The 16,727-nt window shown below is 58.7% G+C and carries 13 protein-coding genes, 1 tRNA gene and 1 pseudogene; 8 read left to right on the forward strand and 7 right to left on the reverse strand.

Translation table 11 applies throughout. The annotated features are described in order from the left end of the window. The first annotated feature begins 151 nt into the window (after positions 1–151). A pseudogene (locus tag HA46_RS12185) lies at positions 152–1,072 on the forward strand (Rpn family recombination-promoting nuclease/putative transposase). An 85-nt stretch (positions 1,073–1,157) separates the two neighbouring features. On the opposite strand, the gene HA46_RS12190 reads toward HA46_RS12185, so the two are convergent. The 3 genes from HA46_RS12190 to HA46_RS12200 form a co-directional block, all read right to left on the reverse strand. Further along, complete coding sequence (locus HA46_RS12190; protein ID WP_084884543.1) at positions 1,158–2,438, reverse strand: DUF445 domain-containing protein; 1,281 nt, start codon at positions 2,436–2,438, stop codon at positions 1,158–1,160. Positions 2,439–2,479: 41 nt separating this feature from the next. Further along, positions 2,480–3,982 (reverse strand): helicase HerA-like C-terminal domain-containing protein, encoded by a 1,503-nt coding sequence (locus HA46_RS12195; protein ID WP_033793374.1) that lies wholly within the window; start codon positions 3,980–3,982, stop codon positions 2,480–2,482. Positions 3,983–4,122: 140 nt separating this feature from the next. Beyond that, positions 4,123–5,694, reverse strand: coding sequence for an ABC transporter substrate-binding protein (locus HA46_RS12200; protein ID WP_084884506.1), 1,572 nt, complete (start codon positions 5,692–5,694; stop codon positions 4,123–4,125). Positions 5,695–6,276: 582 nt separating this feature from the next. Here HA46_RS12200 and HA46_RS12205 point away from each other — a divergent pair. Genes HA46_RS12205 through HA46_RS12215 form a run of 3 tightly spaced genes read left to right on the forward strand, consistent with a single transcriptional unit; the run spans position 6,277 to position 10,070 of the window. Beyond that, positions 6,277–7,005: a gluconate 2-dehydrogenase subunit 3 family protein gene (locus HA46_RS12205; RefSeq protein ID WP_033793377.1), complete on the forward strand. Its 729-nt coding sequence runs from the start codon at positions 6,277–6,279 to the stop codon at positions 7,003–7,005. Between the two features lie 34 nt (positions 7,006–7,039). Then, the gene (locus HA46_RS12210; protein WP_084884508.1) at positions 7,040–8,809 is read left to right on the forward strand and encodes a GMC family oxidoreductase; all 1,770 of its coding nucleotides are present in this window, start codon (positions 7,040–7,042) and stop codon (positions 8,807–8,809) included. Between the two features lie 4 nt (positions 8,810–8,813). Next, the gene (locus HA46_RS12215; protein WP_048781940.1) at positions 8,814–10,070 is read left to right on the forward strand and encodes a c-type cytochrome; all 1,257 of its coding nucleotides are present in this window, start codon (positions 8,814–8,816) and stop codon (positions 10,068–10,070) included. A gap of 333 nt (positions 10,071–10,403) precedes the next feature. On the opposite strand, the gene HA46_RS12225 is transcribed toward HA46_RS12215, so the two are convergent. From HA46_RS12225 to HA46_RS12235, 3 genes are all read right to left on the reverse strand, one after another. After that, positions 10,404–11,081, reverse strand: a complete 678-nt coding sequence (locus HA46_RS12225) for a MarC family NAAT transporter (protein WP_084884513.1) — start codon at positions 11,079–11,081, stop codon at positions 10,404–10,406. A gap of 23 nt (positions 11,082–11,104) precedes the next feature. Then, positions 11,105–11,740, reverse strand: a complete 636-nt coding sequence (locus HA46_RS12230) for a hypothetical protein (protein WP_084884516.1) — start codon at positions 11,738–11,740, stop codon at positions 11,105–11,107. Between the two features lie 94 nt (positions 11,741–11,834). Continuing rightward, a complete protein-coding gene (locus tag HA46_RS12235; RefSeq protein WP_084884518.1) occupies positions 11,835–12,314 on the reverse strand; it encodes a carboxymuconolactone decarboxylase family protein in 480 nt (159 codons plus the stop codon). A gap of 115 nt (positions 12,315–12,429) precedes the next feature. On the opposite strand from HA46_RS12235, the gene pdxR reads away from it, so the two are divergent. Further along, positions 12,430–13,815, forward strand: coding sequence for a MocR-like pyridoxine biosynthesis transcription factor PdxR (gene pdxR / locus HA46_RS12240; protein WP_084884520.1), 1,386 nt, complete (start codon positions 12,430–12,432; stop codon positions 13,813–13,815). Positions 13,816–13,872: 57 nt separating this feature from the next. On the opposite strand, the gene HA46_RS12245 is transcribed toward pdxR, so the two are convergent. Continuing rightward, positions 13,873–14,394, reverse strand: a complete 522-nt coding sequence (locus HA46_RS12245; protein ID WP_084884523.1) for a YjjA family protein — start codon at positions 14,392–14,394, stop codon at positions 13,873–13,875. Between the two features lie 260 nt (positions 14,395–14,654). Here HA46_RS12245 and HA46_RS12250 point away from each other — a divergent pair. The 3 genes from HA46_RS12250 to HA46_RS12260 all read left to right on the forward strand — a co-directional run bounded on the left by HA46_RS12250 (position 14,655) and on the right by HA46_RS12260 (position 16,570). Continuing rightward, a tRNA-Leu gene (locus HA46_RS12250) sits at positions 14,655–14,739 on the forward strand. Between the two features lie 199 nt (positions 14,740–14,938). Then, a complete protein-coding gene (locus HA46_RS12255) occupies positions 14,939–16,195 on the forward strand; it encodes a tyrosine-type recombinase/integrase (protein ID WP_084884525.1) in 1,257 nt (418 codons plus the stop codon). A 72-nt stretch (positions 16,196–16,267) separates the two neighbouring features. After that, positions 16,268–16,570 (forward strand): hypothetical protein, encoded by a 303-nt coding sequence (locus HA46_RS12260; protein WP_084884527.1) that lies wholly within the window; start codon positions 16,268–16,270, stop codon positions 16,568–16,570. Positions 16,571–16,727: the final 157 nt, after the last annotated feature.

Raw genomic sequence — 16,727 nt, forward strand, 5'->3', positions numbered from 1 at the left:
CCGGGCAACAACCCAGAAGCAAAAATGAGGCCGCAAATTGCGGCCTCACTCTTATAACTCGCTGAAAACCGGTACCCTTTACCGGTATCGCTAATGACTCGCTTTTTCAGCTATGCCAGGCTCTGCGCAGGTTTTTTTAGAGTCAGGAAAGATGAAGAAGAAAAAGAGTACGCCGACCCCGCACGACGCCGTCTTCCGACAGCTTCTCAGCCAGCCGGACGTGGCGCGCGACTTTATGGAAATCCACCTGCCGCCGCAACTCCTTGCGCTCTGCGACCTCAGCACGCTCAGGCTGGCCTCCGGCTCTTTCGTGGAGGATGATCTGCGTCCTTACTTCAGCGACGTGCTCTACAGCATGAAAACCTGCAGCGGCGACGACGGCTATGTGCAGGTGCTGATTGAGCATCAGTCGACGCCAGACAAACAGATGGCGTTTCGGCTGTTGCGCTACGCGGTTGCGGCGATGAAGCGCCACCTCGACGCCGGACATAAGAGGCTGCCGCTGGTGATACCGGTGCTGTTTTACGCCGGTCAGCGCAGCCCTTATCCATATTCAACCTGCTGGCTGGACGGGTTCAGCGAGCCGGCGCTGGCCGCCGCTCTTTACGGCAAGGCTTTTCCGCTGGTCGACGTCACCGTTATTCCTGACGATGAAATCGTGCAGCATCGCCGCATGGCGGCGCTGACGCTGCTGCAAAAACATATTCGCCAGCGCGATTTAGCAGAGATAATGGATCTGTTGGTAGCAGCCTGGCAGGCGGACAAATCTTCATCACAAACACTCTCGCTGGTAAACTAAATTATTCAGGCGGGCGAAACCACAGACGCCAGCGCCTTTGTTCGCGAACTGGCGCAGCGAATGCCGCAACATGAGGTCCCACTGATGACAATTGCAGAACAGCTTAAGCAGGAAGGCGAGCTAAAGGGCAAACGGGAAGGGATGCTTGAAGGCGAGCTCAAGGGCAAACTCGACGTCGCGCGCAGCCTGCTGAAAATGCAGCTGCCGCGCGACACCATCTTGCAGGCGACCGGGCTGAAGGAAGAAGAACTCGATCGCCTCGGCGACCATTAACCGTCTGAAGCCGAAACCCACGCTAGCCAACGCAATAAAAGAACCCGCCTTAAAAAGCGGGTTCTGTCTGTCGCCTTGCGGGGTGTTAACGCGCCAGCATCGGCAACAGCGCCGGAAGCTGCGACAGCAGATAGAGGATCAGCCCGATGGTGCCGCCCACCAGCGTGCCGTTGATGCGGATAAACTGCAGATCCTTGCCGATATTCAGCTCAATCTGCTGCGACATATCGCGCGCGTCCCAGCTCTTCACCGTATCGCTGATATGACGCGTCAGAAAAGCGGCGAACTCCGGCGCGACGCTGCGCGCGGCGTCCTCCAGATGACGGTTCATCGAGGCGCGCAGCGCGTCGTCGCGCGCCAGGTTCTCGCCCAGCCACAGCGCCGCCTGTCGCACCTTCTCCTGCACGCGCGAATCGTCGCTGTTGAGATCGGTTTTCAGCCAGGCGCGCAGGTCATTCCACAGCTCGCCGATATAGCGGTTCAGCGACGCGTCCTCTTTGATCCAGCGCTTTATCTCCTCCGCGCGCGCCGCCATCTCAGGATCGTGCTTGAGCTTCTCAATCAGCCGGTCCACCACGCGGTTAAAGCCGAGGCGCAGCTCGTGGCCCTGATCGGCCGCCACGTCGTCGAGCACCGAGTCCACGGCGTTGGCGACCAGCTCGGCGCTGTGCTCGCCCAGCCAATCGGTCGGCAGCATTTTGGCCTTGATGGGATGCTCGCGCTTCAGCCAGCGCACAATCTGCATGGCGATAAAATCGCGCGTGGCGGGTTTGTGCATCAGGCGCAGCAGCTGATCTATCGCCGCGTCGAGCAGCTCCTGATGGCGGTTGTTTTTGGTCAGGCTCTCCAGCAGCACCGCGCTGGTCTGCGACAGATCGACCTTATCAATGGCGCGATGCACCGCGCGGCGCATAAAGGCCTGGATGCGCGCGTCGTCGGTGAGATCGAGGAAGCCGCGCATCACCTGCAGAAGATGACGTCCGACGCGGTCGGCGTTGCCCGGCGCGTTCAGCCACTGCGCCAGCATCTGCGCCGGATCGTGGCGGCGGATCAGCGCCAGCAGCGAATCGGTATCAAGAAACTTCTCCTGCACGAAGCGGCCAAGGTTATCGCCGATGCGATCTTTATTGCGCGGGATAATCGCCGTATGGCGCGAGGTAAAGGGCACCGGCACGCGGCGAAACAGCGCCACCACGGCGAACCAGTCCGCCAGCGCGCCGACCATCGCCGCTTCAGCGATCGCCTTCACGCCGCTAACCCAAAAACCTGGCGGCAGAAAAAGGGTGGTGATAAAGGTGGCGGCGGCCAGCAGCAGCAGGCCGAGCGCCAGACGTTTTGTCCGTTTAAGTTCGCGTAATTTATCCATGCTCACAGCTTAGCAGAGGCCAAACCGCTGCGGAAACCGCCTTAGCGGCGGCGTCCGCCCAGCAGGCTGCCGAGCACGCCGCGAATGATCTGATTGGCGATTTGCCGCGTGGCGCTCTTCGCCACGCTCTGCACGATGCCGTCATGCTTGCCGCCGCGCGGGCCGGTATGGCCGAACAGCACCTCTTTCAGCCCGCCGAGAATGCCGTCGTCGACGTCGATCTTGTTGCCTTTCGCCTGCGGCGCATCGGCCTGCTCGCTGGCGCCTTTCACGCCCTGGTAGAGCTTCTCACAGGCGGATTCGCGGTCGATCGCCTCGTCATATTTGCCCGCCAGCGGCGAGTGGTTAATCAGGCCGTTGCGCTCGTCGAGGGTAACCGGTCCCATGCGCGAGCCGGGCGCGATCACCATCGCGCGCTCGACCACCGACGGGCTGCCTTTTTCATCAAGGAAAGAGATCAGCGCTTCGCCGGTGCCCAGCGCCTGAATCGCCTCGACGGTATTGAAAGCGGGGTTGGCGCGCAGGGTGTCGGCGGCGCTCTTCACCGCCTTCTGATCTTTCGGCGTAAAGGCGCGCAGCGCGTGCTGCACGCGGTTGCCGAGCTGGCCGAGCACGCTTTCGGGCACGTCGGCGGGATTCTGAGTGACGAACCAGACGCCGACGCCTTTCGAGCGGATCAGGCGCATTACCTGTTCGACCTTCTCCAGCAGCACCGGCGGCGCGTCGTTGAACAGCAGGTGCGCCTCGTCGAAGAAGAACACCATCTTCGGCTTCTCCAGATCGCCCGCCTCCGGCAGATGCTCGTATAGCTCCGACAGCAGCCACAGCAGGCTGGTGGCGTAGAGCTTCGGCTGCTGGTAGAGCTTGTCCGCCGCCAGAATATTGATAAAGCCTTTGCCGTCGGCGTCGACGCGCATCCAGTCGCGGATATCGAGCATCGGCTCGCCGAAGAAGTGCTCCGCGCCCTGCTGCTCCAGCGCCAGCAGCCCGCGCTGGATGGCGCCCACCGACGCGCTGTTGATATTGCCGTACTGCGTCTGGAAGCTTTTGGCGTTGTCGCCGATGTACTGCGTCATCGCGCGCAGATCTTTGAAGTCGAGCAGCAGCAGCCCCTGATCGTCGGCGACGCGGAAGATAATCTGCAGCACGCCGCTCTGGATCTCGTTGAGATTCAGCAGGCGCGCCAGCAGCAGCGGGCCGAGATCGGAGACGGTGGCGCGCACCGGATGACCCTGTTCGCCGAAGATATCCCACAGCATCACCGGATTGCGCTGCGGCTGCCAGTCGGTGACGCCGATCTTCGCCAGCCGCGCCAGCAGTTTCTCGCTCTGCTGGCCTTCCGCCGCGATGCCGGTCAGGTCGCCTTTCACGTCCGCCATAAATACCGGCACGCCGACAGAGGAGAAAGATTCCGCCAGCTTCTGCAGCGTCACGGTTTTGCCGGTGCCGGTCGCGCCGGTGATTAGCCCGTGGCGATTCGCCATCGCGGGCAGAAGGTGAAGTTGCACATCGGGCGTCTGGGCAATAAGCAGCGGGGCGGTCATAGTTTCACTCTCTGACAAAGGGCAGTGTCTGAAGGATAGCAAGCGCGGCGGGGGAAGGTGAAAGGATCGCGCTGAAACGGCTGTGCGAGATAAGCGCCGTTAAGGCTGGCGCGCGGGACGATGCCCGCGCGCCACCAGGGTTATTTTTGCACCTCGTCCAGCAGCAGCATGCTGACGCCGATGCCCTGCTTAACGTTGCTGAGATTCTTGCGCACCGCCACCTGCTGCGCGCCCTGCAGAATAGTGACGAACGGCGAGTTCTGCTGCACCTCGGTCTGCAAATGGGTGTAGAGCGCGCGACGCTGCGCGGCATCGCTTTCGCCCGCCGCCTTGCGCGTTTCGGCGCTCAGCGCGGGGATATCCCAGCCGACGCGCCACGCCAGGGTTTTCGAGCCGCCCGGCACGTTCCAGGCGAAGGCGCTGGCGTTGGTGTTCGGGTCGATATAGTCCGCGCCCCAGTAGATGAAAATGGACTGGAAATCGCGGCCGCGCATTTTGCTCCACAGCTCCGACTCCGCCACCGGCTGAATGTCCAGGTTGACGTCTGCCTTCGCGAAGCTCGCCTGCAGCGCCTGCGCCACGTCGATATAGGGCGGCTGGTTTACCACCGTCAGGGCGATATGGGTGCCCGGCGCGATGCCGCCATCCTTCAGGAGCGCCTTTGCCTTGCTGACGTCGTAGTGGAACGGGGTGCTGTTGAGCGCGCCGTCGAAGCCGTCCGGCAGGAAGCTCTGGTGGATGCGGTACTGGCCTTTCAGCAGCTGGTTGGCGAGGCTGTCATAATCCACCAGCCAGCGCGCCGCCTGCCACAGCGCCGGATTGCCGAGCGCCGGCTGCTGCGCGTTTTTGGTGTTGAAGCCGAGGTAGTAGACCAGGCTCGACGGGAAGGCGTCGATGCGCACGTTGGCATCGCTCTTCAGCGCGGCGATCTGATCGGGGCCGAGCTGATAGGCGACATCCACATCGCCCTGCTGCACCAGCAGGCGGCGGGTGCCGGGATCGGCGACGCCCTTCAGCAGCACGCGCTTCAGGTGCGGCTGCGGCGCGGCGTGCGGATTGGCCTCCAGCACCAGCGCCTGCAGCGGCACAAACTGTTTGATGGAAAACGCGCCGCTGCCCGCCGAGTGCGTCTTCAGCCAGCCGTTGCCGGTGTCGTTGTTGCTGGCGTGCTGCAGCGCGGTTTTGCTGTCGACTACCGAACTGACCGGCGCGGTGAGCAGGCGCAGCGCCAAATCCTGGCCGATTTGCGCCGGCCAGCGGATCTCCAGCTGGTGGTCATTGAGCGCCGTGAACTGGCTGTCGATGTTGTCAGGCGTCCAGCCGAACTCGCCGAGAATAAACGAGGGGGCTTTGTTGAGTTTCACCGCGCGCGTCAGGGAGAAGATGACATCCTGCGCGGTCACGGGATTGCCGCTGACGAAGCGCGCATCGGGATTGAGGTTGAAGATCAGGCTATGGGGCGTGTCGCCCTGCTGCCAGCTGCGCGCCAGCAGCGGCGACAGCTTTTGCGGATCGTCTTTATTCGGCTCCGCCAGCGTCTGATAAACATTACGCAGGCTGCTGTTGCTGACCGTTTCAAAGCTCTCCGCCGGATCGAAACTGATAATGCCGTCGAGCGGCACGGCGATAACCAGCGTATCTTTCGGCGTCCCGGCGTGCGCCAGCGGCGCCAGGGCCAGCGCGCTTAACATTACAAGCAAAATGCGTCGCATAGAAGTTTATCCTGAGTCGTTGATAAACCGACTATATCCGCAGCGCGCCAGAGTCAAAATGCCGCTTTGTTATGAGCTTTGCATAAAAAATTCGTCGCTGTTTTCCGCGCTTTCCGCTGTTTTAGCGCGGCGGGGATAACGGGAATTCATTTATTTTAGCGCCCGCCCAATATTGCCGTTTGATAAAAGCGCGATCACGTTTTCCGCAATCTCTCATTGCTGCTGTAAATAAGTGAATATATTGTTGCTGATGAGAATGGTTCTCTTGTATGGAAGTATGATTTTTTTTGATTGATTATTTTCGGCAACTGTCACTGACCGCAAATAAAAATGGACCTGCGCACAAATTTTCTGTTCAATAATTAATCAATTATGCGATTTTAAACAAAATTCCCGCCTTTACAGCCTGTTACCCGCCCGTAACCATCCAATAACACAATTATAAATTTTCACTAAAACACACTTTTACTTTTATTGTTACATCTAGACATATCTATATCCCTAATATTGCCGCGGAAATGACCGATAAGATTTGTGTTTAACAAATATATTACTTTTACAGCAAGTGAGAGTCGTGCCGCTATGCTTCTTGAAAAACCCACCACCAGACGAAAGTTTTTGCTCGGGTCTCTACTGGCATTGCCGCTAGGTGACCTGGTTTTAAAAGGGCTGACCGCAGCGCAGGCGGCAGAGATGGCCGCCCCCGATCTGGCCGACTATAAACCGGGCTTTTTTAGCGCGGACGAGTGGCAGTTTATTCTGGCCGCGACCGATCGCCTGATCCCGGCCGGCGGCAAAGGCAAAGCGCCAGGCGCGCTGGAAACCAACGTGCCGATCTTTATCGACCAGCAGCTGCAGACCAGCGAGTTCGGCGACGAGATCTACATGCAGGGCCCGTTCAACGTCCACGCCGATGCCACCTTCGGCTACCAGATTCCGTTCACGCCGCAGCAGATGTACCACACCGCGATTAAGCTGGTGACGCAATGGGTGCAGACCACCTACGGCAAGCCGTTCCAGCAGCTCACGCTGGAAGAGAAAGATGAGGTGTTGACCAAACTCAACAAGAACGGCATCGACTTCGCCGCGCTCGGCGAAGGCAATCTGAAAGCGTCGCAGTTCTTCAGCCAGCTACTCTCTGATACCAAGCACGGCTATCTCGCGGATCCGATGTACGGCGGCAACAAAGGCATGAAAGCCTGGATCGCCATCGGCTTCCCCGGCGCGCGCGCCAGCTTCACCGAATGGGTGAAGCAGCACAACGTGCCTTATCCGCTGGGACCGGTCAGCCTTTTGGGTGAACGCGCTTAACGGCGTTGAATCAGGTATTTGAGACAGGATTATCATGGCACAGATTACTAAAAAAGAAGTCGACGTCGTCGTTTGCGGCCTCGGCTGGGCCGGCTCGCTGATGAGCATCGAACTGGCGCTGGCGGGCCTCGAAGTGCGCGCCCTGGAGCGCGGCGGCGAGCGCGACTACCCCGATTTCGCCTACCCGAAACCGGCTGACGAATACGCCTACAACGTGCGCAACAAAGTGTTCGCCACGCCGAAAGAAGTGGCGGTCACCGTGCGTTACGACACCACCCAGACCGCGCTGCCGACCCGCAAATGGGGCGCGTTCGCGCCGGGCACCGGCGTGGGCGGCGCAGGCATGCACTGGACGGCGGTACTGATCCGTCCGACGCCGACCGACATCAAGCTGAAAACCTACGTGGACGAGGCCTACAAGCCGGGCATCCTGCAGGAAGATATGCGCGTGATGGACTTCCCGTTCAGCTGGGAAGAGATCGAGCCCTACTACTACAAGTTCGAGCTGATCTGCGGCCAGTCGGGCACCACCGGCAACCTGCGCGGTCAGATTCTGGAAGGCGGCGACCCGTTCGAAGGTCCGCGCTCCGAGCCTTACCCGCTGCCGGCGCTGGAAGACACGCTGAACAACGTGATGTTTAAAGAGGCGGCGACGAAGCTGGGCTACCATCCGTTCCCGAACCCGTCGGCGTGCGTGTCCCGCGCGTGGAAAAACCCGTACGGCAACCAGATCGCACCCTGCAACTACTGCGGCTACTGCTCGAAGTATCCGTGCCTGAACTACTCCAAAGCGTCGCCGCAGACCGCGGTGATGGATGCGCTGAAGCGCATGCCGAACTTCTCCTACGAAGTGCACGCGGAAGTGGTGAAGGTGGTGCTGCATGACGACAAGAAGACCGCCAAAGGCGTGATCTACTACGACGTCGACGGCAACGAAGTGTTCCAGCCGGCGAAGATCGTGGTGCTCTCCAGCTTCCAGCTCTATAACGTGCGACTGATGCTGCTCTCCGGCATCGGCAAGCCGTACAACCCGATCACCGAAGAGGGCGTGGTAGGACGCAACTACGCCTTCCTGTCGAACGGCGGCGCGACCCTGTTTTTCAAGGATAAAAACTTCAACCCGTACGCCACCGCAGGCGCCACCGGCCAGATGTTCAACGACATCTCGCCAGGCAACTTCGACGGTCCGGGCCTCGGCTTCCTCGGCGGCGCGAAGATCCACAGCTCGCAGGCCACCGGCACGCCGATCGCCACCTCGCTGCCGAAAGGCACGCCGAGCTGGGGCATGGGCTACAAAGAGGGTCTGGAAGAGTGGTACGGCCACTCCATGAAGATCAGCATCACCACGACCTGCCAGTCGTACCGCGACGTCTATCTGGATCTCGATCCGAACTACACCGACCACCGCGGCCAGCCGCTGCTGCGCATGACCTTCAACTGGAAACAGAACGAGCTCAAGCTACAGCAGTACCTGAAGGGCATCGTCGGCAATATCGGCAAAGAGCTGAACCCGGACAGCATGAGCATGAGCTTCCTGCCGATGGACGCCAACTTCGACCTGACCAAGTACGTCTCGACGCACAACGTCGGCGGCGCGGTGATGGGCGACAACCCGAAAACCTCTGCGCTGAACAAGTATCTGCAGAGCTGGGACGTGCATAACGTGTTTGTACCGGGCGGCAACGCTTTCCCGCAGAACTTCCAGGCGAACCCGACCGACACCATCGGCGCGATTACCCTGATGGCGGCGCAGGCGATCAAGGAACAGTATCTGAAGAACCCCGGTCCACTGGTACAGGCATAAGCATATGAAACTGAAATCATTGTTACTCGCCAACGCCGTGCTGCTGGGATGCATGGCGAGTCAGGCGCATGCGGAAGATGAGGCCCAGCTGATCAAAAAGGGCGAGTACCTGTCGCGTCTCGGCGACTGTATGGCCTGTCACTCTGTCGCGGGCAAGCCGGACTATTCCGGCGGGCTGGCGATTGAGTCGAACCTCGGCACCATCTATTCGACCAACATCACGCCGGACAAAGCGCACGGCATCGGCAACTACAGCGAGCAGCAGTTCTCCGACGCGGTGCGCAAAGGCGTGCTGCCGGACGGCTCGCGTCTCTACCCGGCGATGCCGTACCCGGACTACGCCAAAATCAGCGATGAAGATATGCACGCGCTGTATGTCTACTTCATGAAGGGCGTGCAGCCGAGTGCTGAGCAGCCGCCGGAGACCAGCCTGAGCTTTCCGTTCAGCCAGCGCTGGGGCATGCGTTTCTGGAACTGGGCCTTTACCAGCGACAAGCCGTTCCAGCCGATCGGCGGCGCCTCTGAAGAGATCAACCGCGGCGCCTATATCGTCGAGAGCCTCGGCCACTGCGGCAGCTGCCACACGCCGCGCGGCCTCGGCATGAACGAGAAGGCGCTGGACAGCGGCGATGCGAAGTTCCTGGCGGGCGGCAGCCTGAACAACTGGGACGTGCCGTCGCTGCGCGGTCTGCCGCGCTGGAGCGAGCAGGAGATCGTCGATTATCTGCAGACCGGCCGTAACGACAAGGCGGCGGTAGGCGGCGAGATGAAGTCGGTGATTGAGCACAGCAGCTCGCACATGACCGACGCCGATCTCAAAGCGGTCGCGGCCTACCTGAAGTTCCTTGGCGGCAATCCGCCGCTGCAGGCCTATAACGTGCAGGCGCAGCAGCAGACCGAAGCGAAGCTGACGGCGGCGAAGAACCTGAGCGAAGGCGAGCGTCTCTACCTCGACAACTGCGGCGCCTGCCACTTTGTCACCGGCAAGGGCGCGCCGGGGATCTTCCCGGAGCTGGATCAGGCGACGATCGTTAACGCCAAGGATCCGACCGGGCTGATCCACACCATCCTGGAAGGCGCGCAGCAGCCCTCTACCGAGAAGGCGCCGTCGACGCTGGCGATGCCGGGCTTCGGCAAGCGTCTGAGCGACGACGAAGTGGCGCAGCTCGCGACCTTTATCCGTCAGGGCTGGAGCAACAATGCGCCGGCGGTGAGCAAGGATCAGGTTGCGGATGTAAGGAAGTCGCTGAAGCACGACTAAAGGGCTCGGCATCTTCTTTCAGACGGCTGAGAAGTAAGAGAAGGGCGCCGCGGCGCCCTTTTTTGTTGGCTGTTATGCGCAGACGCGGGTGACAAGGCCCGATCGCAAAGGCGCTTTACGCATCCTTGCCCGCTCGGCCCGCGCAATTACGCACCTCATCCCTGAGGTGCGCCCGTAAACGGGCCAACGCTTCGCGTTGTTCAAAAACGCTCCCGGCGTTTTTGTCCTGTCGCGGGACGCTTTGCTCTTCGGGCCATGTCACCCGCGTTTCAAGTTTGTTAGCTGCCTGATAGAACATACTGACCGCCTGACGTGCGCTCTTCGACACTTGCCTTAATGGAAGTTATGTCCCACTTCCAGCACGCCGTTAATCACAAACTGCACGCCCATACAGACCAGCAAAAAGCCCATCAGGCGCGAGATCGCCTCGATGCCGCCTTTCCCCACCAGCTTCATAATGCTGCCTGAACTGCGCAGCGCCACCCACAGGATCACCGCCACCAGCAGAAAGGTGAGCGGGGGGGCGGCGGCAATCACCCATGCGGGAAAATCGACGCCGCTTTTTATCGTGGAGGCGGAGCTGATAATCATCGCGATGGTGCCGGGACCGGCGGTGCTCGGCATCGCCAGCGGCACAAAGGCGATATTGACCGGCTCCTGACGCGCGTCGCTGTTCTCCAGCTCATCCTGCTTGTGCTGCGCCTCCACCGAATGGCCAGCCGGCTGCGCGGGAAACAGCATGCGAAAGCCGATAAAGGCGACGATCAGCCCGCCCGCGATGCGCAGGCCGGGAATCGAGATGCCGAAGGTGTTGAGCACCGCGTTGCCCGCGTACCAGGCCACCATCATAATGGCGAACACATAGATAGAGGCCTGAAGCGCCTGACGGTTGCGCTCGCTGAAGTTCATCTCGCCCGCCAGCCCTAAAAACAGCGCCACGGTGGTGAGCGGGTTGGCGAGCGGCAGCAGCACGATCAGCCCTAATCCCACCGCTTCTAATAACGCCTGCATATGCGTCCTCTTCTGTCGCGGGATTAGTGTTTAGGCCGTTCCATCGCTTCCAGCAGCTCCGGGAAAAAATCTTCCAGCAGCTCGGGCGTCATTAGCTCCGGATAGCGCATCAGGTGCTCGCGGATGCGTTCGCTCAGCTCCGGGATCAGGCTCTGCGCGGCGGCGAGCGCGGTGATCTTTTTCTGCTTCACCAGGCGCAGCACGTCATCCGGCAGGCTGTCTTCGTCATCTTCCTCTTCCACCTCTTCCAGCGCGTCGAGATCGTCGAACATATCGAGCAGCGCCTCAATCTGCGGCGTGCGCGACACATACTGTTCCGGCTTCTCCTCTTCCAGATAGCGCAGCAGCGCGCGCACTGGCGTGCCGTCCGGCGTGGCGGGCGGGGAGGAGGTGAACCACTCCAGCATCAGATGGGTGCTGACGCGATGAACGTGATAGCCGTTATCCACCAGCTCGTCGGCGAGGATATCGGCGGTATCGTGCTCAAGCAGGCAAATATGGGTGCGATTCGGCGTGAACTGTTCCAGCCACTGATAGATCTCTTCAATAACCGCATCGTCGTACTGAAAGTTTTTGCTCAGATAGCTGCCGTCCGGCTGGTGCACGGTCGCGAAAATGAGATCGGGATCGAAGTAAATCGCAATGTTGATGCCTTTCATGCGTGCTGTCCTTTGTAGTGCAAAACTTCACTATAGCCTCAGGGCGCGCAGAAAAACATGGGGCGGCCAGCAGCCTGTGCTGCTGGCGATAAAATTAATGGAGTTCAGCGCGGTCCAGCCCGTATGCGCTGTCGAGCGCGCCCGGCGCCATCTGCGACAGGATCTGCAGGCGGTTCCAGCTGTTGATCGCCGCGATGGTAAAGGCCAGCTCGCTGATCTCCACCTCTGAGAAGTGCTCGCGCAGCTCGCAGTAGAGCGCCTCGCTGACGCCCTGTTCGCCGATGCGCGTCAGGGCCTCGGTCAGCGCCAGCGCCGCTTTCTCCCGCGCGCTAAACAGCGGCGACTCGCGCCAGATGGCGACGTGATGCAGACGCAGCTCGCGCTCGCCGTGCAGCTTCGCCTCCTTCACGTGCATATCAAGGCAGAACGCGCAGTGGTTGAGCTGTGAGGCGCGGATATCCACCAGATGCTTTAGCGTGGCGTCCAGCGAGGTTTTGCGTAGCGCCATGGAGAGATCGCCCAGGGATTTTGCCAGCGCCGGAACGGTTTTAAAGTGGTTAACGCGTGACGTCATGATCTTTTCCTCTTGCAGAACGGTAGATGGAGAGCGGTTAAAAGCTGGATGCATCATAGCCTTCCATGTCAGAGTAAAAAGGGCCATAAAACGTGAAAACAGGTAGGACATAGCGGTGGGGTACAGAGAGATTTATGCGCGCTATCGCCAGCAGATCCAGATGGGCGTGCTGAAGCCGGGCGACCGCGTGCCGGCGATCCGCGTGCTGGCCAGCGAGCTGCGCGTGGCGCGCAAAACGGTGGAGGCTGCCTATGAAATTCTGATCGGCGAGGGCTACTTCGTCAGCCAGGGCGCGAAGGGCACGCGCGTCAATCCCGCGCTTGCGCCTGTCGCTAAAGAAGGGCCGATTTGGCAACCAGAGGAGAGCGACCTGCCGCTGCGCGTTGAGCCGCGGGAGAGCAAAGGGGAGATGCGGCTCGGCATTCCGTCGCTGGACGCCTTTCCGCTGAAGAAGTGGCTGCTGATTGCCGGCAAAGCGGCGCGCAGCCTGCGGCCGGATGAGATGCTGATGCCGCCGGTGATGGGCTACACGCCGCTGCGCGAGGCGATCGCCAGCTACCTCAACATCTCGCGCGGGCTCGACTGTCAGCCGGAGCAGATCTTTATCACCAGCGGCTACCGTGCCAACCTGCGGCTGATTCTGGCGGTGCTGGCGCAGGCGGGCGACAAGGTGCTGTTTGAGGATCCCGGCTACTTCTTCGGGCAGAAGCTGCTGAAGCGGATCGCGCCCAACCTGCACTATGTGCCGGTCGATCGCGATGGGATCGACGTCGATCATCTGCTGCGCCATCACGCAGACGCGCGCTTTGCGGTGGTGACGCCGACCCATCAGAGCCCGCTGGCGGTAACGCTGTCGCTGCCGCGCAAGCATCAGCTGCTGGCGTGGGCGCAGGAGAACGAGAGCTGGATTATCGAGGATGACTATGACGGGGAGTTTCACTACACGCGCAAGGTGATCCCGGCGTTAAAAAGCCTCGATACGCACGACCGGGTGATCTACACCGGCACCTTCAGTAAAACCATCATGCCCGCGATGCGTATCGGCTATCTGGTGATGCCGAAAGCGACATTGGCGCGCTTCCGCGAGCTGGGCGAGATTCTGGAGAACGGCCTGCCGCTGCTGCCCCAGAAAATCCTCGCGCAGTTTCTCAGCGAAGGGCACTTCTATCGGCACATCAAAAAGATGCGCATTCTCTACCAGCAGCGGCGGCGCATGATGCTCGACGCGCTGCAGGCCTGCTTCCCGGATCTGTTTGAGTATCAGGTCTCCGACGGCGGCATGCATATCGTCGCCTTTCTGCGGCGCGGCATTCAGGATGCGGCGCTGGCAGAGGTGTGGCAGCGTCATCAGCTGCGCGTGCTGCCGCTCTCCGGATGGTATATGCAGACGCAGAAGCGCTACGGGCTGGTGATTGGCTATACCACTATTCGGTCGTATGAGCAGGCGCTGGCGCTGCTGCAGGGCGTGGAGGAGGAGACGAGAAGAGTGATGGCGCGTTAGGGGCGTGAAGGAATAAAGAGAGGCGCGAGGGACAGCTCGCGCCCGTACAGCGGCGGCTTACATGCCGATGTATTTTTTGCCCTGCTTCAATACGACGTCGCAGGCTTTGGTTTTCAGCTTCTCGCCCATCGGCGAGTTGCTCAGGCTTTGCAGGTTCAGCTGCTGGCCGTTGCCGGTATTAAGCAGGCCGGCGATGCCCTGCTGGTAGTCGGTGCTCTGCGTCTGTGCCGTCTGGGTGCTCAGGCCGAGCTTGTCCAGCACCTGCTCTTTCACCGACTTCACGTTGTTATCCACCACGTTGTGCTGCACGCAGTACTGCATCACGCCTGCGGCGTTGGTCATGCTGTTGGCGCTGACCGCCTTGTCGCCGCCGTTCAGCAGGCCCGTCAGCGAGCCGAGCGACAGCCCGCCGTTCTGCGCGTTGCTGTTGGTCGCGCTAGTGTTGCTGTTGTTCTGCTGGCTGAGCTGCGACGCCGCGCTGCTCAGCTGATCCTGCCAGCTTGCCGCCGATGCGCTGCCTGCCAGCAGCAGCGCGCTGAACCCTATCCCCAAAATCGTGCCTTGTGTGGCTTTATTCATCTCAACCTCATTTTCTGTGTATCCCGCGCGCGATGCGTTGCTGCGCCAGTTTTGCTAAGAGGAATCTGAAGTGGGAAAGTTCCGAGTGCGGGAGGGGAGAAGGTTGGAATCGGAGGATTCTGTAGGGGAAGGGTTGGGGCGGGAAGGGGATTGAAGAGCTATGGCGCTTTTTTGGACGTTTAGCGCGCAGGGAAGGTGATTCCGGTTGCGCGGCTGGTGGGTAAGGGTATAATCCTCAACGTTTTCCGCATCCCTTCCGTGCCGGAGTGGCGAAATCGGTAGACGCAGTTGATTCAAAATCAACCGTAGAAATACGTGCCGGTTCGAGTCCGGCCTTCGGCACCATCGGAACATCAATAGACGTCAACGGACGTCTTTTTTTGTGCCTGAAATCCAGTCCCCGTAAGGCTTAGCCCCGCTTTTCAGTCAACCGACGTCAATCTGAGTTACCCCACATCAACATGCTTGTGAGTATAGAACCGAGTATATATGTTGGTTCGATAATGCTTATATACTCACGGCAGCATATGGAAGGAATACCATCATGGCCCTGACTGATACCAAGGTACGTTCGGCAAAAACTGAAGCAAAGGAATACTCGCTAGTAGACGGCGATGGCATGTTTTTGTTGATACACCCTAACGGCTCCAAATATTGGCGTTTCCGCTTTCGCTTTGGCGGCAAGCAACATCTGATGGCATTTGGTGTTTACCCCGAAACGTCACTGGCCGATGCTCGTCAAAAGAGGGAAGAGGCCAGGAGGCTTGTTGCTGCCGGTGTCGATCCTCGTGAGCATAGGCGTGCAGTAAAAGAAGAACAGGCTAAAGAGGTCATCACATTTGAATCTGTTGCCAGAGACTGGCATGCCAGCAATCAAAAGTGGTCTGAGTCGCATAGTGGGCGTGTTCTTAAAAGTCTGGAAGATAATCTGTTCGATGCGATTGGTAAGCGGAATATCGCTGAGTTAAAAACCAGAGATTTACTTATTCCCATCAAAGCCGTAGAGATGTCTGGACGTCTTGAGGTGGCGGCACGTCTACAACAACGAACTACAGCAATTATGCGATTTGCCGTGCAAAGTGGTTTAATCGATTACAACCCTGCACAAGAGATCGCTGGAGCGGTTGCTACAGCAAAACGGCAACATCGCGCTGCGCTAGAACTTAATCGTATTCCTGAACTACTTCATCGTATCGACACATATACCGGCAGACCACTAACACGCTTAGCTGTTGAGCTGACGTTGTTAGTCTTCATTCGATCTAGCGAGTTACGTTTTGCTCGTTGGTCAGAAGTAGATTTCGAAACGGCCATGTGGACTATTCCAGGTGAGCGTGAACTGCTGGAAGGCGTTAAACATTCTCAGCGTGGTTCGAAGATGCGGACTCCACATCTTGTTCCCTTGTCGCGGCAAGCCTTAACTATCCTGGAAAAGATTGAAAGCATGAATGGGAATCGAGAGCTGATCTTTGTTGGTGATCATGATCCGCGTAAACCCATGAGTGAGAACACGGTGAACAAGGCTTTGCGAGTGATGGGCTATGATACAAAAACGGAAGTCTGTGGGCATGGTTTCAGGACCATGGCTTGCAGTTCTCTGATTGAGTCAGGATTGTGGTCGAGGGATGCGGTGGAGCGGCAGATGAGTCACCAGGAACGTAACTCTGTGCGCGCGGCTTACATTCATAAGGCCGAGCATCTGGGGGAGCGGAGGCTAATGGTGCAGTGGTGGGCGGATTATCTGGATGCGAATCGGGAGAAGGGTGTTAGTCCTTTTGATTTTGCTAAAGTAAATAAGTAAATGTGTCCGGGTAGCAACTGCTACCCGGACACATTTAATTGAATTGGAACATTAAATTTTTGGGCTAAAAAGATGAAGATTCTTAATACATACGAAGATAAAGATGAAGCAGAAAACGCATTAACTAAAATATCTGGAGAGAAGAGATTAGCTAGCGAGCGTGATAGCACAATCGTTATTTATAATCTCTTTGGTACGCCATCATGGGGGAATTTCTATAAACTAGGTATGTTTAACCTTCCTGAACTGCAGGGAATATTGGAACTACGTAAAGCAGGGCAACCTGTTGATGTAGCGAAGCATAATGAATACATTAAGACGCTCGGCTATGTTGCTCGTACATTTGATTTATCCATTCCAAAACATTGGTTGTGAAAAAGGCCGGTTAACCGGCCTTGTTATTGCAATCTAAACAATCGCATGTTTCATGTGTCTGTAGTATATTTTTTTTGGCTTTAATAACTTAGGTGTATTAATTGAACATTGTTATGTCTAACGTTGAATTCTTATTGGGGTGGTATATAAATGAATC

It is taken from the genome of Pantoea septica (genome assembly GCF_002095575.1).
Lineage (GTDB): Bacteria > Pseudomonadota > Gammaproteobacteria > Enterobacterales > Enterobacteriaceae > Pantoea > Pantoea septica.

What these genes read in the sequence shown, in the direction of transcription:
- HA46_RS12260 (WP_084884527.1), top strand. Translation starts at nt 16,268, where the DNA reads ATGAAGATTCTTAATACATACGAAGATAAAGATGAAGCAGAAAACGCA.
- HA46_RS12230 (WP_084884516.1), bottom strand. Translation starts at nt 11,740, where the DNA reads ATGAAAGGCATCAACATTGCGATTTACTTCGATCCCGATCTCATTTTC.
- HA46_RS12245 (WP_084884523.1), bottom strand. Translation starts at nt 14,394, where the DNA reads ATGAATAAAGCCACACAAGGCACGATTTTGGGGATAGGGTTCAGCGCG.
- HA46_RS12205 (WP_033793377.1), top strand. Translation starts at nt 6,277, where the DNA reads ATGCTTCTTGAAAAACCCACCACCAGACGAAAGTTTTTGCTCGGGTCT.
- HA46_RS12255 (WP_084884525.1), top strand. Translation starts at nt 14,939, where the DNA reads ATGGCCCTGACTGATACCAAGGTACGTTCGGCAAAAACTGAAGCAAAG.
- HA46_RS12195 (WP_033793374.1), bottom strand. Translation starts at nt 3,982, where the DNA reads ATGACCGCCCCGCTGCTTATTGCCCAGACGCCCGATGTGCAACTTCAC.
- HA46_RS12215 (WP_048781940.1), top strand. Translation starts at nt 8,814, where the DNA reads ATGAAACTGAAATCATTGTTACTCGCCAACGCCGTGCTGCTGGGATGC.
- HA46_RS12200 (WP_084884506.1), bottom strand. Translation starts at nt 5,694, where the DNA reads ATGCGACGCATTTTGCTTGTAATGTTAAGCGCGCTGGCCCTGGCGCCG.
- HA46_RS12235 (WP_084884518.1), bottom strand. Translation starts at nt 12,314, where the DNA reads ATGACGTCACGCGTTAACCACTTTAAAACCGTTCCGGCGCTGGCAAAA.
- HA46_RS12225 (WP_084884513.1), bottom strand. Translation starts at nt 11,081, where the DNA reads ATGCAGGCGTTATTAGAAGCGGTGGGATTAGGGCTGATCGTGCTGCTG.
- HA46_RS12210 (WP_084884508.1), top strand. Translation starts at nt 7,040, where the DNA reads ATGGCACAGATTACTAAAAAAGAAGTCGACGTCGTCGTTTGCGGCCTC.
- HA46_RS12190 (WP_084884543.1), bottom strand. Translation starts at nt 2,438, where the DNA reads ATGGATAAATTACGCGAACTTAAACGGACAAAACGTCTGGCGCTCGGC.